A 21430-nucleotide genomic window follows, 5' to 3' on the forward strand; every position below is an offset into this window, starting at 1 on the left:
GTGCTGATGCACCGCGCCGGTACCGTCACGCTGCAGCAGGTGCCCCTTGAGTGGGCGTGTCCCTGATTTCTGTGCAATTTGCGATGATAGGGCGGTCCAGGCATGACTGTGGGGAGTTGTCCCATATCAAGGCCATGATTGGTGAACTGGAACGCCTGGTTCACGGAAACGGTGTCGAACAAACGAGCGCCGCGACGGAACCGGAATGACACGCCAGGCGGCCGTCACTGGCCGCCTGGTATCATTGACGCTTCTACTCAACATTTCGGCGCCGTTTAGTGTCGGATTTACGCCGGCGTCAACCGCGCAGCTGGCAAAGTCTGACGCCTGTCTGCCAATAGCAAGGCCACGATCTGGCGGACGGAAACCGGGTACGGCGCCTGTCGGCAATCAGCCTCGTCGTCAGCCCTTGCCGCACTGCCGGTCCGACCTATAGTGAAAGTCTGGCCAGCAGCAGCCTGGACATGGCGACATCGGTGACACCATCGCCGACGACCAAGGTCTTGCACGCGGCGCATCAGTCCTTGCAGCGCATCCGTCGTCCCGGACAAACGCAGACATGCATCATGTTGACGCTGCCGGATCGTGCTGGCCGGATGTTCTGGTGTTCTTTCCGGAGTCCCTATGCTGTACCCGTTCGTCGAATATCAGCGCGCGCTGCTGGCGCCGCTGACGGTGTGGGCTGCTGGCATCACGAACGCATGGATCGACCCTGACAGCCCGTTCTCGCACCTTCCGGGCGCACCCTGTCTTGCTGCGGGCTGCGACCTGTTCTACCGGCTCGCCGTGACTTGCGGGAAACCCGCGTTCGGCATCACGGCGGTTGAGCATGACGGTCGCACCATTCCCGTAACCGAGCAGGTCGCGCTGGAAGGGCCGTTCTGCCGCCTCCTGCGATTCGCCCGCGATCTGGCTGCGAGTGGCGCCACCGCCGGACAGGAGCCGCAGGCCGTCGTGCTGGTCTGTGCTCCGCTCGCGGGTCATCATGCCGTGCTGCTGCGGGAAGTCGTGGAAACCCTGCTGCCGGCGCATGATGTGTACGTGACCGACTGGACCGATGCCCGCCACGTGCCGGTGGCCGAGGGGCCGTTCCACCTGGATGACGATGTGTACCAGCTGCAGGCGTTTATCCGTCATATCGGCACGCGCCACCTGCATGTGCTTGCCGTTTGCCAGGCGACCGTGCCGGCCCTCGCGGCCATTTCACTGCTGGCAACCGCGGGCGAGCCAGTGCCGGTAAGCCTGATCCTGATGGGCGGTCCGATCGATGCCCGCCGTAGCCCCACCGCTATTGACCGCCTGGCCGCGCGTCAGCCTCTCGCCTGGTTTCAGCAGAACCTGATCCACGCCGTGCCGCCGCCTTACCCCGGCGCCGGTCGCAGGGTGTACCCGGGTTTTCTGCAGCACGCCGGTCTGGTGGCGGCGAACCCGGATCGTCTGGTGGGTTCGCATTGGGACTGCTTCATCGATCTGCTGCGGGGCGACATCGGCAGAGCCGAGGCGCACCGGCGTGTCTGCGACGAGTACAACGCGGTACTCGACATGCCGGCCGAGTTCTATCTGGACACCATCCAGGCCGTGTTCCAGGAATTTCGTCTGGCCCGCGGACACTGGAGCGTGCGGGGCCGGCCCGTCCGTCCGCAGGATATCCACGCCACCGCGCTGCTCACCATCGAAGGCGAGCTCGATGACATCTCCGGGCGCGGCCAGACGCACGCCGCGCACGACCTGTGCCCGGGTATTGACGCGCGTGACAGGCGGCACGTGATGGTGCGCCAGTGCGGACACTATGATCTCTTCTCCGGACCCCACTGGCGCACCGAGGTTTACCCGGCCATTCACGACCTGATCCGGCAATACGCCTTCGATGGCGCATCCAGAGTCGAGCCCGTCGGCGGCCGATGGATGGAACGCAACGCTAACTAGCGATTCCGGTGAAACTGAGCCTGACGCAGGCCCACTAATGGGTGTCTGCTCACTTGACGCAGGCCCACTAATGGGTGTCTGCTCACTTGCCTTGACGCTCACGGGAATTGACCCACGTCTGCTCACGGAAAATGACCCATTCGGCTGCCGCACGATTGGCTGTACGACCAAAATATTGCGATCAACCTCTTGCCAAAGAGGTCAACATCACCTAAAAGTTAACCTTGCTTGATCGCCAAAGAACTCATTGCCGGGTCGCGGCGATATGCTGATGTTTGCCGGTGCTACGACGACAGTTAATGACGAGGCAGCAGCAATTATTTTGCGCGCTGACTCACGTGGCTGTCTTGCCAGCGTGCGCGAAGTCTGCTGGTCGTCGGCGTGGGGTTGCGGATAGATCAAGCCCGTTGGCGCGCGCCAACGCCGATGCGCAGGTTCTGAATTGCACAAGCAATTCTCAATAAAATCAAGCAATTAGATGGCTGTGCCGGCGGCCGCGCTAAAACCAGCGCCGCGCACACGGACGACGTCGCGGAAGCGTTCATATCGGCTGAAATAGTTAGGATGCCTATGTTAATGATGGTTAATACCAGCCTTACACGGTAAGCCTGTGACGGACATTACGCGAACAAGGATCGCCTCGTTGTTGCGCGTTGCTGTCCGCATGGCTGTGGGCGCCCAATGCCGCGCTCACAGCCATGCTCCAGCGTATTGCCCCTGCGCCGCGCCAAGGGCCCGCTTCGCTGGGCTTCCGCCCCCCTTGACCCGGCTCCAGGGCGTCACATCATGGCCCCGCTTTGCGAGGTCAGCCCAGACGCCGTCGCCGTTCGCCGCGATCCCCCATCCGTTCGTCGGCTCATCCCCCACTAGTCACTGCACAGTTCGTGGCCCTACAGGCAAGCAAGCCACCGGAACCCGTCCAACCCACCAACCTGTCCGCAAACCTTCTCGCTCCCGACGCTCGAGCTCCTTCACGAAGTACTGCGCACCGGATGGGTACGCTCAGGTGAGCACAAGTGGGTCCATTTCTATGAGCGTCGAGGCACTTGACGCAGGCCCACTAATGGGTGTCTGCTCACTTGACGCAGGCCCACTAATGGGTGTCTTGCCACAGTTGAGCCTGCACAAGATCTTCAACTACATTCTGCAGGTGCTTTATATGGGATGCCAGTGGAAGGCACTGCCGATCGATAAGGATTGCCTGGGGCGTCCAGAAATTCGTCACGCTCGCGTCTACCGCGCGATGCGCCGCTGGCAGGCCGATGGTTGCATAGATACCATCTTTGCGGACTGGGTGAGCAGGCTTCGCGATGATCAGCTGCTCGATCTGACCGTCATTCACGGCGATGGCATGACGACGGCGGCGAAGAAAGGCGGCGACAATCTCGGCTATAGCGGTCACAAGCATCTCACGGGCGACAAGGTGGTGGCCTTCTGCGATCGCGACTGCAACATCATCGCGCCATTCATGTCCGCGCCCGGCAACCGCAACGCATCCCCCCTGCTGCGCGACGCGCTGCCCCGGCTCAGGCCAGATGGCGCGCGCCATTGGCATGGACCAATAGAGCACTCTTACCGTTGCCCTGCGCTTTCCCGAGGAAAGGCATCAGTCGCAAACCGGCCACTTTCGGACATTCGCATTTGAGCTTAGATGGTCATTCCAGCGGCCGCTCTACTCACATTGCAGCCGTTGCAGAGCGAAAGCGGTTATTGGCGACTTACGAAGCAAGCTCTTGTCGCGAGACGAGAACTGCTTATCAGTCGCGTGCGCCTCGCCTTGACCGTCCCACAAGGTCGCGACGCGGGACCAAGCCAATCATGCAACGAGGCCTCTTGCACAATTGCCGCGGTCGGCCGTGCCTGCGCCAACGCCCGCATGTTCATAAGATTGCACAGTGCCCCTCCGACCGATTACTTTTTGAGCCGTCCCATGGAGTTGTCGGGGTGTGTGCCAGGAACGCGAGCGGACGCTAGCCCCATCACTGGCATATAATTCCAACATTGGTTGATTAGGATTTACGCGATGGCGGAAGAGCGACCCATTGGGGCCGCGCGGCTGGAGCTGCCGGCTGAGCGCGGCGTTGCACAGTATCAGCGGCTGGCGTCCCTGCTGCGGCACCGAATAGCGAAGGGTGAGTACCCGCTCGGCACGCAGCTGCCGCCGATCACGCAGCTTGCAGACGATCTCGGCGTCGCCGTCGTTACCGTCCGGCAAGCATATGAGCTGCTTTCCAAGGAAGGGTTGATCCGCAGCCAGCGGGGCGTGGGGACCCACGTTGCAGCGCTGCCCGCCGCCACGGGCGACCTCGAACAGGTAATCAACAACCCCTTCGCCGCGCCGCAGGCGCTCGTCTTCGAGATACTCGAAGTCCGGCGCTGCACCAAGGTGCCGCAGGAACTGCTCGGACCAGATGACCGGGCGGTCGACGACTACGTGTGTGTTCGCAAGCTTCACTCCTATTCCGGCGAGCCATTCTGCTACGCCGAAATCTATGTGCCCATGTGGGTTTTCGAATCACTGCCCAAGGACACCGCCAGGAAGCGCAAACTGCTTGCCGCGGTGCTCGACCAACTGGGCGCGCGCTGCAAACGCTTGCGGCAACGCATGGCCGTGATGCCCGCGGATTTTCCTCTATGCGACATGCTGAATATTCCGTTTGCCTCGCCGGTCGCGAAGATCTCTCGGCGCCTGGTTGACGGTAAAGGCAACGTGCTGTACGCCGGTGCCGCCTGGTATCGGGGCGACCGCTACGTCTCCGAGATCGACCTCCCCGCGTCCGCCCTGAAAACCGCGCCCGAAATCACTGAGCCCCAGCGGCGAACTGTCGGGTAAGCCCGTGACTGTCGGGTAAGCCCGTACTTGACGTCATTTTGCGCATGCCTAAACTACTAACATTAGGCATTTAGGTTCAACTCTCCGAAGTTAAATCCTCGCTGGAGTTCGATGCGCATGCGGAACCTTCCCCTCCTCGCTACCCCCTTGCTCGCGTCGCAGGCAAGAGCGTCGGCTCCTTATCCGACCAGCCCTATCGCTTGCGGCTTCATGGCGGCGCAGGCCACCGCGCCGGCGACGAAGACCACATGGTGCCAGCCCGAATGAAGCCCGTACCTACCGTGATCCGGGCGGCCGATCTTGCCGCCTACGCGCCGGCCAACCATACCGGCACCTCCAACGTGCGCGTGATCGGTCCCGAGACTGTTGGCGCGACGGCGCTCGAAGTGCTGGTCGGCACGATCGTGAAATCGCACGGCGCGCGGCCGCACGCGCATCCGCACCTGGAGCAATGCGCCTACATGATCGAGGGAACCGGCGAGTCGGGGGCGGAAGGCCGCGTGGAAGCGATGGAGCCCGGGACCTGGGCCTACGTGCCGGCAGGCGTGTTCCATTCGTTTCGCGTGACCAGCGACCAGCCCGGGCGTGTGCTGGTCGTCTATACGCCGCCGTATGGCGAGAACCCGGCGCACACGATCACGGAGCCCGACGGCGCTGCCGCCGCGCCCGCTCACGGCAAGGTGCGCGTGCTTGCCGCCGGCGACGCCGCCACCGGCACAGTTCCCCTCATCGACCGCGAGACCGCTGGCGCGCGCTGGGTCGACATTGCGGCGCTGCGCATGCCTGCCGGCAGCCCATCGGTCTGCACCGCGGAGCCTGACGTCGAGCAGGTTCTCTACGTCGAAGACGGACGGATCGACGCACGTGTCGACGGGCAGGACTTCGGTCTCGCCCCGGGCGACTTCCTGTTTCTTCCGCGCGGGGTCGCCGCCTCCCTGCGCTGTTTGCCGGAGCAGCCTGCATCCGGCTTCCTTATCATGGGGCGGCTTCCATCCACTGCTTCAAATCCAGTAACAACGGGAGACAATTCATGAACGCAAGAATGCTCGCGCAGCCCACCACGTCCACCGGCGCCCCGCTGCCGCTGCCCGCTCTGCCACAGGACAAGCTCCTGTCCGTCAACATCGAGCAGATCCCGCTGATCAGGGATGTCTTTCCGGGCATCCACATCAAGCCGCTGCGCCTTGATCTGGAGCGCGGCGAGTGGGTCTTCATGGCCATCCTGGAACCCGGTTGCTCGCTGCCGATTCACTACCACACCGGTACGGCGCAGGTGTGGACGATCCAGGGCTGCTGGGCGTATCGCGAGTACCCCGAGCAGCGGCAGACGGCAGGCTCCTACCTGTACGAGCCCGCCGGCTCGGTGCACACCTTCTACACCCCCGAGGACAACACCGAGGACACCATCACCATCGCGTGGATCGAAGGCGCGCAAGTGAGCTTCAACGAGGACGGCACGTTCCACTCGCTCAATGACGCGGTCTCGATCCGGTACGCGATCGAGGCCCTCGCGGCAGCGCGCGACATCGGACCGGTGCCCTACATCCGCGGCAATGGCGCCGACGTAGCCGGTTCCTGACCGGAAAGAGGAGCACGGACACAATGAGCAACGACTCGAACCAGGGTGGGCCGCTGGCCGGCCTGCGCATCATCGACATCACCGAGGTCGTCATGGGACCTTCGGCCACGCAGATGCTGGCCGACCTGGGGGCCGACGTGATCAAGGTGGAGCCGCCCGGCGGCGACATGCTGCGCGCCGTCGGTCCCGGCGGGCGCGCGGGTGCCGGCCCGCTGTTCCTCAACCTGAACCGCAACAAGCGCAGCATCGTGCTGGACCTGAAGCATCCCGAAGGCAAGGAGGCGCTGTTGAAGCTGGTGCAGACGGCCGACGCGCTGGTCTACAACGTGCGGCCACACGCGATGAAGCGCCTCGGGCTCGACTACGACGCGCTGCGGCAGGTCAACCCCCGTCTGATCTATGTCGGCACCTTCGGCTTCAGCCAGCGCGGCCGCTATGCGGACTTGCGCGCCTTCGACGACCTGATCCAGGCGGCAGTCGCCATCCCCGAGGCCAGTGTACGGGCCGGTTCCGACGTGCCGCGCTATGCCCCGCTCAACCTCTCGGACCGGGCCACGGGCCTGTACGCGTTCGGCGTGATCTGCGCGGCCCTGCTCGCGCGCGAGCGCACGGGTTTCGGGCAGGCGGTGGACGTGCCGATGTTCGAGACCACCGCGCAGATGATGCTGGGCGATCATCTGTACGGCCACACGTTCATCCCGCCGCGCGGCGGCTTCGGCTATCCGCGGCTGCTCAACCCGCAGCGGCGGCCGTACGCCACACAGGACGGCCTCGTGTGCCTCGTCGTCTACACCGACGACCAGTGGAAGGCCTTCATGCGCGCGGTCGGCGAGGCCGAGCGATTCGAGACCGACCCCCGATTTGCCGACGGCGAATCGCGCACCCAGCATGTCGAGGCGCTGTACAAGATCCTCGCCGACAAGCTGAAAGCGCAGACCACGCAGCAATGGCGCGAGCTGCTGGAGCCGCTCGGCATCCCGGTGTTGCCGGCGCACACGTTCGAGTCGCTGATGGACGACGCGCACCTGCAGGACATCGGGTTCTTCCAGCAGTTCGAGCATCCCACCGAGGGCATGCTGCGAACCATGGCGGTGCCCAGTGAATGGCCGCAAACCCCGCTGCCGCCGCTGCGCCCGCCGCCGCTGCTGGGCGAGCACAGTGCGCAAGTGCTGGCCGAGGCCGGCTACTCGCCGCAGCAGATCCGCGAGATGGAGCAGGCGGGCGTGACGCAAGTGGCGGCCTGCAGCGAGTCAACGGGAGTCGAAGCATGAGCGAGGTCGTGCACGCCAGCCGGCAGGACGGGCGGCTGATTCTCACCATCGACCGTCCGGAGCGCCGGAATGCGCTCAACGCGGAAGTGATCGGCACCTTGCAGCAAGCGCTGGATCGCGCCCGGTCTGACGAGACGATTCGCGCGGTGGTGCTCACCGGTGCGGGCGACGAGGCGTTCTGCGCCGGCGCCGACCTGGGCGGGGATGCCTTCGCGTTCGACTACGCCACGCCGACCAGCGCCTATGCCGACCTGCTGCGCACGGCGCGCACGCTCAACGTGCCGCTCGTCGCGCGGGTCAACGGCGCCTGCATGGCCGGCGGCATGGGCCTGCTCGCGATGTGCGATCTCGCCATCACGGCCCGGCACGCGAGCTTCGGCCTGCCCGAGGTGAAGGTGGGCGTGTTCCCGATGCAGGTGCTCGCCGTGCTGCAGGCCCAGTTGCCGCTGCGCTGCCTGGCGCAGCTGTGCCTGACGGGCGAGCCCATCGACGCGGCGCGGGCACGCGAGATCGGTCTGGTGAACGAGGTGGCTGACGACCTCGACGCTGCGCTCGAGCGCCTGCTGTCGCGGCTGCTCGCCAACTCACCCACCGCGCTGCGGCGCGGCATGTATGCGATGAAGGCGATGCGCTCGATGTCCTTCGACGAGGCGATCGCCTTCGGCGAAGGGCAGCTCGGCCTGCTGGCCCTGACCCACGACGCGCGCGAGGGCGTGGCTGCATTCAAGGAAAAAAGGAGACCGCAATGGACGGGCAAATGACATTCTCGACGCCGGGCAAGGTCGTGCGGATCGGCGGCGCCTCGGGCTTCTGGGGCGACAGCAGCCTCGGGCCGGTGCAACTGGTGCGCTGCGGGGGCATCGATTACCTGGTGTTTGACTATCTCGCCGAGCTCACCATGTCGATCCTCGCGGGCGCGCGGGCGAAGCGGCCGGAGGAAGGCTACGCCATCGACTTCGTCACGGTGGCGCTGCGCTCGGTGCTGAAGCAGGCCGTCGAGCAGCGCATCCGCATCGTCAGCAACGCCGGCGGCGTGAATCCGAAGGGCTGCGCCGCGGCGGTGCAGGCTCTGGCCGACGAACTCGGCGTCCCGGTGCGCGTCGCGATCGTCGAAGGCGACGACGTGCTCCCGCTCGCCGCCGCGATGCGAGCGGCCGGCACGGTCGAAATGTCCAGCGGCGAACCGATGCCGGAGCGGCTGGTGACGGCCAATGCCTATCTCGGCGCACTGCCCATCGCGCGCGCCCTGGCCGCGGGCGCCGACATCGTCATCACCGGCCGCTGCGTCGACAGTGCCGTCACCCTCGGCGTGCTGATGCACGAGTTCGGCTGGGCGGCCGACGACTTCGACCGGCTCGCCGCCGGCAGCCTGGCCGGCCACATCATCGAATGCGGCTGCCAGGCGACGGGCGGCCTGCACACCGACTGGGCCAGCGTGCCGGACTGGGCGAACATCGGCTATCCGATCGTCGAGTGCCACGAAGATGGCAGCTTTGAAGTCACCAAGCCCGCGGACACTGGCGGCCTCGTCACGCCCGCAACCGTCGGGGAGCAACTGCTGTACGAGATAGGCGATCCGGCCAGTTATCTGCTTCCGGACGTGACCTGCGACTTTCGACAGGTGCGCATGGAACAGACCGGGCCGCATCGCGTGCTCGTGACCGGCGCGCGCGGCCGGCCGCCGACCGGCACCTACAAGGTCAGCGCCACCGCGCCGGCGGGCTTCAAGGTGTCCGGACAGCTTACCATCGTCGGAATCGACGCCGCAGCGAAGGCGCAGCGCACAGGCGAGGCGTTGCTCGAGCGCGGCCGCCGGCTGCTGCGTGAGTGCGGGTTCACGGATTTCCTGGGCACCCATATCGAGCTGCTCGGCACGGAGTCGGCCTACGGGCCCCATGCGCGCCCGTTGCCGACGCGCGAAGTCGTGTTGCGCCTGACGGTGACGCATGCCGACCGGCGTGCACTGGAGATGTTCAGCCGCGAGTTGGCCGCACCCGGCACATCCTGGTCACCCGGCACGACCGGTGCTGGTGGGCGTCCCCCGGTGTCGCCGGTGCTGCGGCAGTTCGCCTGGCTCATGCCGAAGGCGCAGGTGACGCCGACGGTCACGCTCGGCGAGACGACATTCACCGTGACGCTGCCGCCACCGCAGCCGCAGGGCGCGCTGGAACCGCTGGTGCCCACCGGGGGTGCGCTGCCTGCCGGCCCACGCCAGACGGTGCCGCTGTTGAGAATCGCGCTCGGACGCAGCGGCGACAAGGGCGACACTTCCAACATTGGTCTCATCGCGCGGCATCCGGCCCTGCTGCCGGTGCTAAGAGACCAGGTGACGTCAGAACGGGTCGCGACGTACCTCGGCCATCTGGTGCAGGGGCCGGTCCAACGTTACGAGCTGCCCGGCATCCATGCCATCAACCTCGTCTGCGCGCGTGCATTGGGCGGCGGCGGCATGGCGTCGCTGCGCAACGACCCGCTCGGCAAGGGCATGGCGCAGATGCTGCTCGACATGCCGGTCGACGTCCCCGCAGGCATGTTGCAGGAGCTCCCCGCATGAATTTCGACTTCTCCGACGACCAGCTTGCAATCCGCGACGCCGTCGAGGCCCGCTGCGCCGACTTCGGCGCCGATTACTGGCTCGAGCGGGACCGCGATGGGCGCTGGCCCAACGAGTTCTGCGACGCCGTTGCCCGCGGCGGGTGGTTCGGCGTGACCATGCCCAAGGAACACGGCGGCGCCGGCCTCGGCATCTCGGCGGCCGCGATGGTGATGCGCACGATCGGCAAGCTCGGCTCGGCGGCGGTGTCGTCGGTACACCTGAACCTGTTCGGCCCGCAGCCGGTGGTCGTGTTCGGCAGCGAGGCGCAAAAGCGGCGCATGCTGCCGCCGTTGATCGACGGTTCGGATCGCGCCTGCTTCGGCGTGACCGAGCCCAACGTCGGTTCCGACACCACACGCGTCAGAACCTTCGCCCGCCGCGCGGGCGACCGCTACATCGTCCACGGCCAGAAAGTCTGGACCTCGACCGCCCAGCAAGCGAACAAGATACTGCTCGTGGCCCGCACGACGGCGATCGAGGCATGCGCGCGGCCGATGGACGGCGTCACGCTGTTCTACACCGACCTCGACCGTTCGCATGTGCGTATCAGCGAAATTGAGAAGATGGCGCGCAAGGCGGTGGACTCGAACGAACTGTTCATCGACGGGCTGGAAATCCCCGTCGAGGATCGCATCGGCGAGGAAGGCCAGGGCTTCAGGTACCTCCTGCACGGGTTGAACCCGGAGCGCATCCTCGTCGCGGCTGCCGCGCTCGGCGCCGCTGAGACAGCGCTGGCGCGGGCCACGGACTACGCCAGGGAACGCGTCGTGTTCGGCCGCCCGATCGGCAAGAACCAGGCGATCCAGCATCCCCTGGCGGAATGCTGGATGCGCCTTCAATCGGCCGAACTGCTGATGTGGAAGGCGGCGGCGCTCTATGACGCCGGCAAGCCCTGCGGGGTCGAGGCCACGGCGGCCAAGTACCTGGCAGCGGAGGCCAGTTTCGAGACGTCGTTGCGCGCGGTGCGCACGCACGGCGGCTATGGCTACGCGAAGGAGTACCACGTCGAGCGCGGCCTGCGCGAAAGCGTGCTGTCGCTGCTCGCACCGGTGACGCAGGAGCTCGCGCTGTGCTACGTGGCCGAGCAGGCGCTCGGGCTGCCGAAGTCGTACTGACGCGCGCGGCGCGAGACAAACGGAATCCGGGGCGTGGCAGAAGTACACCCGACAACCCCAACGGGATCAATCAGCGACGGTCTATAACCCGTGCCTGGAGACTGCGAGATGCAAATGGACATAGCGGGAGGACAGTTTCATGACGAGGTTTGAAGGTAAGGTCGTCATCGTCATCGCCGCCGGCGACGCCTATGCCCGGGTTATCGCTGACCTGTCCGCATGACGGAAACATTGGGATAGACAGGATTGGGTAATCGTCCGCGGCCGAACGTGTCGCGTGATGAGATAAACGATTAGTTTTCCTAATTTACAACTGCAGTTGATTAAAGGAAATGGCGTGAGGAACTTCACAGTAATATCGCCTGAATTCAAGGATCTGGAACGGCTGCAACTGGTGCATGAGTTCGATGGCTTCGACGGGACCGGCCAGAACCGTTCGCCCGCCCTGCAATGGCACGGCGCGCCGGAAGGCACCAGGAGCTTCGCGCTGACGCTGTACGACCCGGACGCACCCACCGGCAGCGGCTTCTGGCACTGGATACTGTTCGATATCGATTCGTCCGTCACCCAGCTTGCCGCCGGTGCTGGCTCCACCGACGCCACTGACCTGGGCGCCAGCGGCATTCAGGCGACCAACGACTACGGCACCACCGGCTACGGCGGTCCCTGCCCACCCAAGGGCTTGCCGGCGCACCGCTATATCTTCACCGTGCATGCGCTGCGTGTGCCCAAGCTGGAACTGCCGGCCAACGTGCCCAACGCGGTGGTCCGCTTCCTGATCCACCAGAACACGCTCGCCATGGCCACCCTGACCGGCCTCTACAACCGCTGACGATGCGCGTCAATGGGGCGGCACGATCGAATGATCCGACGCATTACAACTCCCCCACTTTGGAGACTGCAAGATGAGAACAAACATAGCCAAAACGGTACTGATACTGCTGGCGTTGTTGACGACGCCGCTCGCCACAAAGGCCTGGGAGCGCGGCAAGGTCGAGACATTTGCCACGTTGCCCCCCGGCGAGGCGCATCCCGAGGGCATCACCATCGGCCATGACGGCAACGTCTACGTCGTCACGGTGGCGGCGAACAAACCTGAGACGAGTGAGGGAACGCTCATTGTGTTCGACCCACACGGCAAGCACCTTCGGACCGTTCAAGTCAAAGGCTCAAGCAGGGTATTGCTTAATCTTGGTTTCAATCCGCAGACCGGCAAGTTGCTTGTGACCGATTACCTGGCCGCAAAGGTCTGGGTCGTCGATCCCAACACTGGTGCCGCATCCGTGTTCATGACGGTCACGGGTAATCATCCCGCCCTCGACGGGATGACGTTCGACGCTGCCGGCAACGTGTACGTGACCGACCCCCACCAGGGCATCATCTGGAAAACTGGACCAGGCGGCGGCGAAGCATTGGCGTGGGTCAAAAGCCCATTGCTCAGTCCGGCCAGGCCAGCACCGCGCATCGGCGCGAATGGTCTGGCGTTCAACAAGGAGCGGACCGCGTTGTTCGTCGCCAACACAGCGAACGACACGATTGTCAAAATACCGGTGACTGGCTCGACGCCTGAACCTGGCACGCCGGAGGTCTTCGTCAATCGCGTTGGCGGCGGACCCGACGGCCTGATCATTGACGAGCACGACAACATCTGGACCGTGTGCAACCAGTCCAACGAGATTCTCGTGCTCGAGCCGACACAGGGGCGAGTGATTGCAAAGCTCGGCGATTTCGGCGGAATCGATCGCGAGGGGGCGCCCATAGGTTTTCTCTGGTCGAATAGCCTCGTATTCCGCGGTGACGAGGTTCTTGTCACCAACCTTTCGCTCGATTATGGCGCGGTCGTTTCGCAGGATGAACGGACAATCGATGGACCGTGGGCTCACCAGGTGAAAGTCCACACGATCTCGAAAATCAAGAAGCGGATACCGGAAAGTCCAGACCTCGAACTCGCCGCGCGCCAACAAGATCCTGCTGCTCCACTTCACTGATTTCGACCACTCGCGTGCGCACTTCTGGCGCGATCGAGAAGACGGGGCAAAAGACAAAGATTGCGAGGTTGCAATCTAGGCAAAGACAAAGCCGGCCGCGCTCCAAATGCGCGGCCAAATAACAAAGGAGACAGACATGCAGTTCTTTGCAAAGACGCTCTGCGGAGCTACGTTGCTGCTCGCGGCCGGAGGGGCGGCCGCGCAGTCGAACGTCACGCTGTACGGCATCGCGGATGCATTCGTGCAATACCTCAATAATGGCGGAAGAAAGAGGTGGCCTCGTTCGTTCAGACAGGATCTGCGAGTTTTTAAGTGGAATCGCTGAGGCAATCAAGCTGCCGATTTTATCGCTGGCAGCGTCGCGAAGTATGCTTCATCCGGTGTCTGGTCGGCGAGCTTCGAATGAGGCCGGTTCTGGTTATACCAGTTCAGGTAATTGCCGATTGAGCGGCGGGCGTGGCTGACCGAGTCATATGCTTTCAGATAAACCTCTTCATATTTGACGCTGCGCCACACCCGTTCGACGAACACATTGTCACGCCAGGCACCCTTTCCATCCATGGACAGAAGAACGTTCCGGCTGAGTACCGCGTCGGTGAATTCGGTTGCGGTGAACTGGCTGCCTTGATCCGTGTTGACGATCTCAGGCAGCCCGTATTTCGCAAACGCTTCCTCCAGCGCCTCGACAGCATGGCAACTCTCCAGTGTGATCGCCACCCGGTGTGCCAGCACCCGACGGCTCGCCCAGTCCACTACGGCTGTCAGATAAACGAAGCCGCGCGCCATCGGGATGTAGCTCGTATCGAGTGCCCAGACCTGATTGGCCCGATCGATCTTCCGGTTGCGCAGCAGATACGGCCAGATCCTGTGGGCTGCATGCTTGCGGCTTGTGTTGGGCTTGCGATACAACGCCTCGATGCCCATGCGCTTCATCAGGGTGCCGACGTGCCTGCGCCCGACCTTGATGCCTTCGCGACGCAGCAGCCGTGCCAGCATTCGCGCCCCTGCAAATGGATGCTCAAGGTGAAGCTCGTCAATCCGGCGCATCAATTTCAGATCCGCTTCGCTGACGCCACGCGATTGGTAATAGACGCTCGACCGGCTGATGCCTACCAGCCGGGCCTGCTGTGTCACCGGCAGGGCGTGATCACGATCGATCATCGCCTTACGCCCAGCAGTCCCGCCTTGCTGAGCGCGCTTTCTAAAAAATCGTTCTCCAGCGTCAACTGCCCAATCTTCGCGTGCAGCACCTTCACGTCAACTGGCGGTGCCGCCGACACCGCATTGCCCGCTTCGAACACATCGGCAACCCGCTCCTGCAGTTGCTTCTTCCAGTCCGTGATCTGGTTTGGATGGACATCAAACTGCTGGGCCAGCTCTGCCAGCGTCTTGTCGCCCTTAAGCGCCGCGAGTGCCACCTTTGCCTTGAACGCCGGTGAGTGTGTCCGTCGGTTTCGTTTCGTCATCTTCTGGTTCCTTGTCGCCGGCCATTATGACCGACTCACGCCCCAGCTTTTCCACTCAACGAACTGTCCGAATTCTCGGCGCCACCTCTAAAGCAACATGGCGCGCCGTGGGACACACCGGAGTTGGCGGCCATGCTTCGAGACATGCTGGAGCCCCCGGGCGACGACGACGGAGGACTCGGCGCCACTGTCGACGAAGCGAAGGCAGCCACAGAACGCGCGACAGCTTCCATCGATGAGACCATGGAACCCATTGAGGCCTGCGAAGAGCGGAATGCCGCGATGGAAACCGAGGGTATGAGGGGACCCAGGCGTTGAATCCCGGGCGGCGCCCGCGACCGGTGTGGAAAGTCACCCGGCGCACCCGGATCGTGGCATGAGCCTGTAGGGAAGCTGGAAGCACATCGATTGCGGCTCCGCCGGTCGGCTCTGCAATCAGCGCCCCCACCGGCGAGAAGACGGCGCCCGCCGTATGCCTTGATTTGATGCACGCTCGCCAGAGATGCCTTTCGGAAGACAACGGAAGACAACGGAAGACAGTCTATCGATGTACCCTTATCCGCGCCGGGCACAAAGGCGATTTCAAGGTCGAGGCACATGCTAGCCGGGGATCTGTCGCAGTCGCTGCGCGAAGCCACTCGCGACGAGCACGAAAATGCAATCAAACACACGATGGCGGACGACCCGCGCGGGGATTTTTCCTGGTCGGCTAAAACCCTCTGTCAGATGGAAAGCCAGGTGGCTTTCGTCCGGCGAACGTCGATCGTGGACCTGCACGGGTCGCGTTGTGCCGCGCCTTCCGCGGAACTGCGCGGAAGCACAAAAAGGTGTGCAGGACACCGCACCCTGGATGCTTGCGCGAGCGTCGTACCCCTGGCGCCATCTCGATGCGTGATCCTATCTACGACAGGAGGAGATCGTGAAACGCAATATGAGTCTGGCACTCGCAATATTGAAGACTCTCGAGGAAAACAAGTCCCCGCACCTCAGCGAATTTGACATTGAAGGCGCGGTCAAGGATACCTTCGATGTTTCAAACCGAGGCGTGTGGTATCAGTTGAACCTGCTGGCTGACGCAAATCTCGTGCGCTCGATGGGTAGCGACTGGCGGCTAACCTGGGATGGCCATGAGTTTTTGAAGTCGGCAGCCCCGAACGCCTTCGAAGACACTTAAAGTGCGGCTAGAGCACTGGAAAGGCCTCTCTGCTCTCGTGGAGACAACACGAGTGCTGGGCGGCACAGGAGGCGCCGAAGGCAATTGCCGTTGGCCGAAGCACGCCTGGTTCCACGACGTGATGACGATCGCACCGCCCCCCCCCCGGCGAGCCATCTGGTTTTGTACAGACGCACGTGCGGGTGTTCCTGGTCTGGGGGGAGCATGGACCGGCTAAAGCATGCGCTGCTTGAATATCACGAACGCAGCAAGCACCGCATCAACTACTACGCTCCTGGCCCCACGGGACTCGACTGGACAACCCAGCCGGATCCGTTCCGGGTGTTTCACGGCACACCGCGCGTTGGCTGCCGTTAGCCGCGGACACACTGGCTACGCCCTACAACGAACTGCGCTGCGGCGCTTTGTCGCCCGCTCACCGATTTGATCTTTCCAATCTGGCGATCATGTTCGAACTCTCACTCGGCCTGTCGGCGTGGAAATCCTATGGCGCCGAGCGATGGGCACTGCGCTGCAACCCTTCGAGCGGAAATCTGCATCCGACCGAGGGCTATCTTATGTGTGCGACGCTGCCCGGCTTGTCTGGTGGCGTCTACCATTACCTGAGCCGAGACCACGTGCTCGAACATCGCGCTGCAATCGATGATCCGCGATGGGACCGCGGCGGTGCCGGACAGTGGTATCCTGGTCGGCTTAAGTTCGATTCCCCTGGCGCGAGGCGTGAAAATACGGCATGCGCACCTGGCGCTACGGCCAGCACGATTGCGGCCATGTAATCGCCGCGGTGAGCGGCTGCGCTAGGCTGGCAGACGCGGCTGGTGGAGGCGGCTGCCGATGATGTCGTGGCGGACTTGCTTGGATTGAAGCGCAGCGAGGATTTCGTGGATGCCGAAAGAGGAGGTGCCGGATGTCTTGCTCTGGATCGGCAATCCCGCGTGGCGGCCTGATCCTGAGCGTATGCTTGTTTTGTTTCCTCTTTTCTGCTTCGAGCGGACCAGCGGTGCGCAACAAGCGGAGCGCTTCCTGCATCGACGACAGGAAATCTTTGTTCATCTTCGCCATTGGTGTCATGTTGAAGCAGCCGGCCAAGCTAGCTAAATCGTTTAGCTAACACCGCCTTGGCCGCAGGTGAAGCGTGGAATGCACCCAGTACGACGACCGACGCGATCGTGGCGAGCGCGAGCTCGGGAGTCACATCGGATGCAATGCTGGCGAGTCCAGCACCTGAATGTTCAGTTGCTGTTTACCGGCTCTCGCCGACTCCAGGTCCTGTCTGGAGAAGTGCTTCAGGCCAAGCACCAAGGCCCGGCCCGTAACCGTTTCACTGACGGTCTGGGCGTGGACCGCCAACTGGTTGCGGATCGCTGTGCGGATGGGGAATGGGTCACTGAACCTCCCGATATGGGGCCACGACAAGGCTGTGCCCCAACCGGGCCCTGTGCACCGCGTGCGCTGATCGACCGCGGTAGATCGAGCCTCGGCGCAACGTAGCGGACAAAAACGGAAAAAAGAGTGCTTTCAACCATTGTGACTTGTGTATGCTCGACGAAGGCAGGATTCTGGAAAATCCAGTCAAACAATCGGAAAGACCAGTGCGGCTCACGACATGCCGGCCAGGATAGTCTCTGCAGTTTTTCGTGATGTCGCGGCAGGTTTTCATTGGTGGCGGGATGGCTATCAGGTCGATTCGAGTTGGCGAAAGCAAGGTGACTGAGCCGCAGCGCCTGACCGTGCGACACCTCAGTGTCTACCGGTATTCGGAGCCGGTTCGCTTTGGCGAACACCGCATGATGTTCCGGCCTAGGTCCAGCCACGATCTGCGCCTCGTCACTACCCAGCTCCTGATCACACCGACACCGGCGCGGCTGTACTGGCTACACGATGTCTTCGACAATTCGGTGGCGGTTGCCACTTTCGCGGGCCGGGCGAAGGAACTGCGTTTCGAAAGTGTGCTGACGCTCGAGCATTTCGAGTCGCCGCTACCTGATTATTCGCTTGAGCCGTATGCCACAACCTGGCCCTTTGCGTACACGAACGAGGAAGCGTCTGATCTTGTGAATGCCCGCAACCGCCAATACCCGGACCGCGATGTCGACGTCTGGGCGCGGCATTTCCTTGCGGCCGACGGACCGACCGGCACCATGTCGCTGTTACGCGCGATGACGCTGGAAATCAAGGACAACTTCTCGTATGTGCGGCGTAACGAGAAAGGGGTCTATCGGCCCGCCGACACCTTGCGTCACCGAAGCGGCAGTTGCCGGGATTTCGCAGTTCTGATGATGGATGCGGTTCGCTCGCTCGGCCTTGCCGCGCGGTTTGTCAGCGGCTACATCTTCGTCCCCGACTGCGACACGACGCAGGGTGGCGGCGCCACCCATGCCTGGGTACAAATCTATCTTCCCGGTGCCGGTTGGGTCGATTTCGACCCAACCAACAGCATCATCGGCAATCGCCATCTCATCCGTGTCGCCGTTGCCTGGAATTACTATCAGGCCTTGCCTCTGTGGGGGACCTGGCACGGCGCCCCGCATTCATTCGGCGGCCTTGAAGTCCAGGTGAGTGTCACCGAAGATCGCTGATGGCTTCCGCTACAGAAAGGTCAGTCCCATGAAACTCCGCGTTGGCTATGAGCTGGTCTATGAGTGTCCGCAACCGACACCGATGATGTTGATGCTGAACACGCACTATTCCCGTGTGGAAGATGTTCTCGCTGCCGATCTTCTGGTGGTCGATCCGCCGGTTGCGATCACCCAGTATCGCGATGGTTTCGGCAATCTCTGCAGCCGGATCGTCGCGCCGCAAGGGCGTATTTCGCTATCGACGACGGCATTGTTCAACATCTCGGACGAACCCGAGACACCGGAGCCGTTTGGCCAACAGCATCCTGTCGAGGAGTTACCAGGCGAGTACCTGGTTTTCCTGCTCGGCAGCCGATATTGCGAGACCGATCTGCTTTCCGACACCGCTTGGCGATTGTTTGGGACGTCGCCGCCCGGCCGCGACCGGGTACAGGCGATCTGCGATTTCGTTCATCGGCATATCACCTTCGGCTACGACCATGCGCGACCAACCAAAACAGCCTGGCAGGCCTATCACGAGCGCCGGGGCGTCTGCCGGGACTTCGCGCATCTGGCGGTAACCTTGTGCCGCGCCATGAATATCCCGGCCAGGTACTGCACCGGCTACATCAGTGATGTCGGCTTGCCTCCGCCCTACAGCCCAATGGATTTCGCGGCCTGGTTCGAGGCCTATGTCGGCGGTTGCTGGCAAACCTTCGATGCGCGCAACAACGCGCCGCGGACCGGCCGGGTCTTGATGGCACGCGGGCGGGACGCCGTTGACGTTGCCATCAGTAACAGCTTCGGCCCGACCAAGCTCGTCAAGTTCGACGTTCGGTGCGCGCCGGAATGAATCGACGGCACATGCCCTGATGCCATCGGCGATGGTCTCGAGCCCGCGTGAGACAAGCAACGCACGACTGCAGGGTTTGCGCGCTGGCGACAGCGGTAGCGTAAATTACTAAAATGTGCATAACTCGAGAGTGCCGAGTTCTCGCGCCTTTCTCACGTCTCATCTTGGCTTCGTGAGCGCCGATCCAGTTCTCGGTAATCCGATCCGGCTCGCTTAGTTGCCTTCGCGCGCCAGTCTCATTTTCAGGCGACTGTGCTCAATGCTCAAGTCGACCCATTCGTCGGTCAATGCCTTGAAGCGCTTGTAGTTGTCGATCTGGCGGCGCACCTCGCTCAGCGCGTCGCGCGCAATGTACTCAGTTCGGCTCTTCCTGTCCCGCGTATAGCTCAGTTGATAGTACGCCCCACTCTGGTTGGCGGGGTTCTTGTATTGGCAGCTGAGTGAGCCTGGGCGCATTTCATCGATCTCGGCGAGCTTCGCCTTAATCGTCTCAATGCGTGTTTCGATTTGAAGGAGGCGTTTTTGTGTCATTTTTATAGCATACAAATGCTATACTTGACTGTCAACAACGACTCGAAGACAAACGATGTCGCTTTGGATGGCTTGGTGGGACGCGATCTGGTTGTTGCGTCCAGCGTTCTCGCGCCTGCGCAGCTTCATGTGGTTCGCAACTGTTGGCGGCGGTGCGCACCGAGTTGCTGGGCGTGACCAGCATCGTGCGCGCGCTCAAACTGCGACCGGTCCTGTACAACAAGCTTCGTGACAGCTTGCACAGCAACGCCGTGCAACTCGATCAGCTCTCGGCGCTGTGGACTCAAGCGGTGTTGCGCTTGTTCCCGGATCCGCTACGCGTCAATGGCCGGCGCGTCCTGGTCGGAGATGGCATCAAGGTGGCTAAGTCAGGCAAGAAGATGCCCGGCGTGAAGCTGCTGCATCAACAGTCCGACTCCAACACCAAGCCCGAGTACATCATGGGGCACTCCATGCAGGCAGTCAGCATACTCGTGCGGGCCGCCCAAAGCGTCTTCGCCGTACCGCTGGCTGTGCGCATTTACGAAGGTCTGGTGTGGTCCAACCGTGATCGCCGTACCTTGCTCGACAAGATGATCTCGCTGCTGGGCATCGTCGAGGTGAAGGAGCCGTTCTACTTCGTCGCAGATGCGTACTACGCCGCTCGCAAAATCGTCAAAGGTCTGCGCGATCAGGACAACCACCTGGTGACACGGCAGAAGTCCACTGCCGTCGCCTATGAGCAGTATGAGGAACAGGGGCCGCGCAAACGAGGCCGCCCCAAGCTCTATGGTGAGAAGATCAAACTCAAATCGCTGCTGGACGATCCGAGGGATGTCCAATGCGCTCCCAGCCCGGTCTATGGCGAGGAGAACGTCACCATCCAGTATCGCGTCATGAATCTGCTGTGGCGGCCGTGCGCACGGGTCGTTCGCTTCGTCGTCGTGATTCACCCTCGCAGGGGGACCTGCCTGTTGATGTGTACCGACGTGACCCTGGATCCGATCGAGATTATCCGACTGTATGGGTTGCGCTTCAAGATCGAGCTCAGCTTCAAACAGGCGGTACATCGGATCGGCGCATTCGCGTATCACTTCTGGATGCAGGACATGAAGCCGCTTACCCGCACAAGCGGCGATCAATACCTTCATCGCGAGTCGCTCGAGTACCGCAACGCGGTCAAGCGCAAGATCCACGCGTATCACGTCTTTATCCAGGCCGCCATCATCTGTCAGGGACTGCAAAACTATCTGGCAGTGGCGTTCCCTTCGCACGTCTGGAACTCCTTTGGATCGTGGCTGCGCACCGTCCACCCCGGGATCCCTCCATCGGAACTGGTCGTCGCTAATGCCCTACGGCAAAGCCTTCCCGAATTTCTCGTGAACAACACTGGAAGCCACATCTTCGCAAAATTCATCATGAAAAGGCAGGATACCGAAACCTTTGAAATGTTCTCAGCGGCCGCATAGTACAAAAACCAGGCCAAACGAGTGATGCTCACGGTGAGCGCTTACCCTGTAGGGCATAAGCTCTGACCCTGTTCATCCCTGAAAACTCGGCA

General features: G+C 62.7%; 19 protein-coding genes and 4 pseudogenes. 20 read left to right on the forward strand and 3 right to left on the reverse strand.

What is annotated here, in order from left to right; genetic code table 11:
• Positions 1-624 precede the first annotated feature (624 nt).
• The 12 genes and pseudogenes from phaZ to B0G77_RS02700 form a co-directional block, all read left to right on the forward strand.
• Positions 625-1926: a polyhydroxyalkanoate depolymerase gene (phaZ, locus tag B0G77_RS02645; protein ID WP_133660723.1), complete on the forward strand. Its 1302-nt coding sequence runs from the start codon at positions 625-627 to the stop codon at positions 1924-1926.
• A 1114-nt stretch (positions 1927-3040) separates the two neighbouring features.
• On the forward strand, positions 3041-3571 hold the full coding sequence (locus tag B0G77_RS02650; protein ID WP_243750907.1) for a transposase: 531 nt from the start codon (positions 3041-3043) through the stop codon (positions 3569-3571).
• A gap of 378 nt (positions 3572-3949) precedes the next feature.
• Positions 3950-4759: a GntR family transcriptional regulator gene (locus B0G77_RS02655; protein ID WP_133660724.1), complete on the forward strand. Its 810-nt coding sequence runs from the start codon at positions 3950-3952 to the stop codon at positions 4757-4759.
• Positions 4760-5022: 263 nt separating this feature from the next.
• Positions 5023-5793 (forward strand): cupin domain-containing protein, encoded by a 771-nt coding sequence (locus B0G77_RS02660; protein ID WP_133660725.1) that lies wholly within the window; start codon positions 5023-5025, stop codon positions 5791-5793.
• A complete protein-coding gene (locus B0G77_RS02665; protein ID WP_133660726.1) occupies positions 5790-6338 on the forward strand; it encodes a 2,4'-dihydroxyacetophenone dioxygenase family protein in 549 nt (182 codons plus the stop codon). Before B0G77_RS02660 ends, B0G77_RS02665 begins: the two co-directional genes overlap by 4 nt.
• Before the next feature lie 23 nt (positions 6339-6361).
• Positions 6362-7609 carry a CoA transferase gene (locus tag B0G77_RS02670; protein ID WP_133660727.1) on the forward strand — a complete coding sequence of 416 codons (1248 nt, stop codon included), beginning with the start codon at positions 6362-6364 and terminating at the stop codon, positions 7607-7609.
• A complete protein-coding gene (locus tag B0G77_RS02675; protein WP_133660728.1) occupies positions 7606-8370 on the forward strand; it encodes an enoyl-CoA hydratase-related protein in 765 nt (254 codons plus the stop codon). The genes B0G77_RS02670 and B0G77_RS02675 overlap by 4 nt, the downstream gene beginning before the upstream one ends.
• Entirely contained in the window at positions 8355-10163 is a 1809-nt protein-coding gene (locus tag B0G77_RS02680; protein ID WP_133660729.1) for an acyclic terpene utilization AtuA family protein, read from the forward strand. The genes B0G77_RS02675 and B0G77_RS02680 overlap by 16 nt, the downstream gene beginning before the upstream one ends.
• Positions 10160-11320, forward strand: a complete 1161-nt coding sequence (locus B0G77_RS02685; RefSeq protein ID WP_133660730.1) for an acyl-CoA dehydrogenase family protein — start codon at positions 10160-10162, stop codon at positions 11318-11320. Before B0G77_RS02680 ends, B0G77_RS02685 begins: the two co-directional genes overlap by 4 nt.
• Positions 11321-11657: 337 nt before the next feature.
• Positions 11658-12152, forward strand: a complete 495-nt coding sequence (locus B0G77_RS02690; RefSeq protein ID WP_133660731.1) for a YbhB/YbcL family Raf kinase inhibitor-like protein — start codon at positions 11658-11660, stop codon at positions 12150-12152.
• Positions 12153-12225: 73 nt separating this feature from the next.
• On the forward strand, positions 12226-13308 hold the full coding sequence (locus tag B0G77_RS02695) for an SMP-30/gluconolactonase/LRE family protein (RefSeq protein ID WP_133660732.1): 1083 nt from the start codon (positions 12226-12228) through the stop codon (positions 13306-13308).
• 136 nt (positions 13309-13444) lie between these two features.
• Positions 13445-13573, forward strand: a pseudogene (locus B0G77_RS02700) (porin); the annotation flags it as partial.
• A gap of 65 nt (positions 13574-13638) precedes the next feature.
• Here B0G77_RS02700 and B0G77_RS02705 read toward each other — a convergent pair.
• A protein-coding gene (locus tag B0G77_RS02705) for an IS3 family transposase (RefSeq protein ID WP_133660734.1) occupies positions 13639-14774 on the reverse strand; the annotation gives its coding sequence in 2 pieces (ribosomal slippage) (positions 13639-14519 and positions 14519-14774; 1137 coding nt in all).
• Positions 14775-14867: 93 nt separating this feature from the next.
• Here B0G77_RS02705 and B0G77_RS44055 point away from each other — a divergent pair.
• The 5 genes and pseudogenes from B0G77_RS44055 to B0G77_RS44070 form a co-directional block, all read left to right on the forward strand.
• Positions 14868-15092 (forward strand): annotated as a pseudogene (locus tag B0G77_RS44055) (hypothetical protein); the annotation flags it as partial.
• A gap of 601 nt (positions 15093-15693) precedes the next feature.
• Entirely contained in the window at positions 15694-15948 is a 255-nt protein-coding gene (locus tag B0G77_RS02715; RefSeq protein ID WP_243750908.1) for a DUF2513 domain-containing protein, read from the forward strand.
• Positions 15949-16152: 204 nt separating this feature from the next.
• Entirely contained in the window at positions 16153-16305 is a 153-nt protein-coding gene (locus B0G77_RS44060) for a hypothetical protein (RefSeq protein WP_243750909.1), read from the forward strand.
• A gap of 89 nt (positions 16306-16394) precedes the next feature.
• Positions 16395-16724: a hypothetical protein gene (locus tag B0G77_RS44065; RefSeq protein WP_243750910.1), complete on the forward strand. Its 330-nt coding sequence runs from the start codon at positions 16395-16397 to the stop codon at positions 16722-16724.
• A gap of 109 nt (positions 16725-16833) precedes the next feature.
• Positions 16834-17046 carry a hypothetical protein gene (locus tag B0G77_RS44070; protein ID WP_243750911.1) on the forward strand — a complete coding sequence of 71 codons (213 nt, stop codon included), beginning with the start codon at positions 16834-16836 and terminating at the stop codon, positions 17044-17046.
• Here the strand turns inward: B0G77_RS44070 and B0G77_RS02725 are convergent.
• Positions 17039-17322: pseudogene (locus B0G77_RS02725) on the reverse strand (CopG family transcriptional regulator); the annotation flags it as partial. The gene B0G77_RS44070 and the pseudogene B0G77_RS02725 sit on opposite strands and share 8 nt — an antisense overlap.
• A gap of 332 nt (positions 17323-17654) precedes the next feature.
• Between B0G77_RS02725 and B0G77_RS02730 the strand changes: the two are divergent.
• On the forward strand, positions 17655-18527 hold the full coding sequence (locus B0G77_RS02730; RefSeq protein ID WP_133660735.1) for a transglutaminase family protein: 873 nt from the start codon (positions 17655-17657) through the stop codon (positions 18525-18527).
• A gap of 28 nt (positions 18528-18555) precedes the next feature.
• Complete coding sequence (locus B0G77_RS02735; RefSeq protein WP_133660736.1) at positions 18556-19359, forward strand: transglutaminase family protein; 804 nt, start codon at positions 18556-18558, stop codon at positions 19357-19359.
• A gap of 213 nt (positions 19360-19572) precedes the next feature.
• On the opposite strand, the gene B0G77_RS02740 is transcribed toward B0G77_RS02735, so the two are convergent.
• On the reverse strand, positions 19573-19890 hold the full coding sequence (locus B0G77_RS02740; protein ID WP_133660737.1) for a DUF6788 family protein: 318 nt from the start codon (positions 19888-19890) through the stop codon (positions 19573-19575).
• 55 nt (positions 19891-19945) lie between these two features.
• Between B0G77_RS02740 and B0G77_RS02745 the strand changes: the two are divergent.
• A pseudogene (locus B0G77_RS02745) lies at positions 19946-21338 on the forward strand (transposase).
• Positions 21339-21430 lie beyond the last annotated feature (92 nt).

Origin of the sequence: Paraburkholderia sp. BL10I2N1 (assembly GCF_004361815.1) — a bacterium.
Taxonomy (GTDB): Bacteria; Pseudomonadota; Gammaproteobacteria; order Burkholderiales; family Burkholderiaceae; genus Paraburkholderia.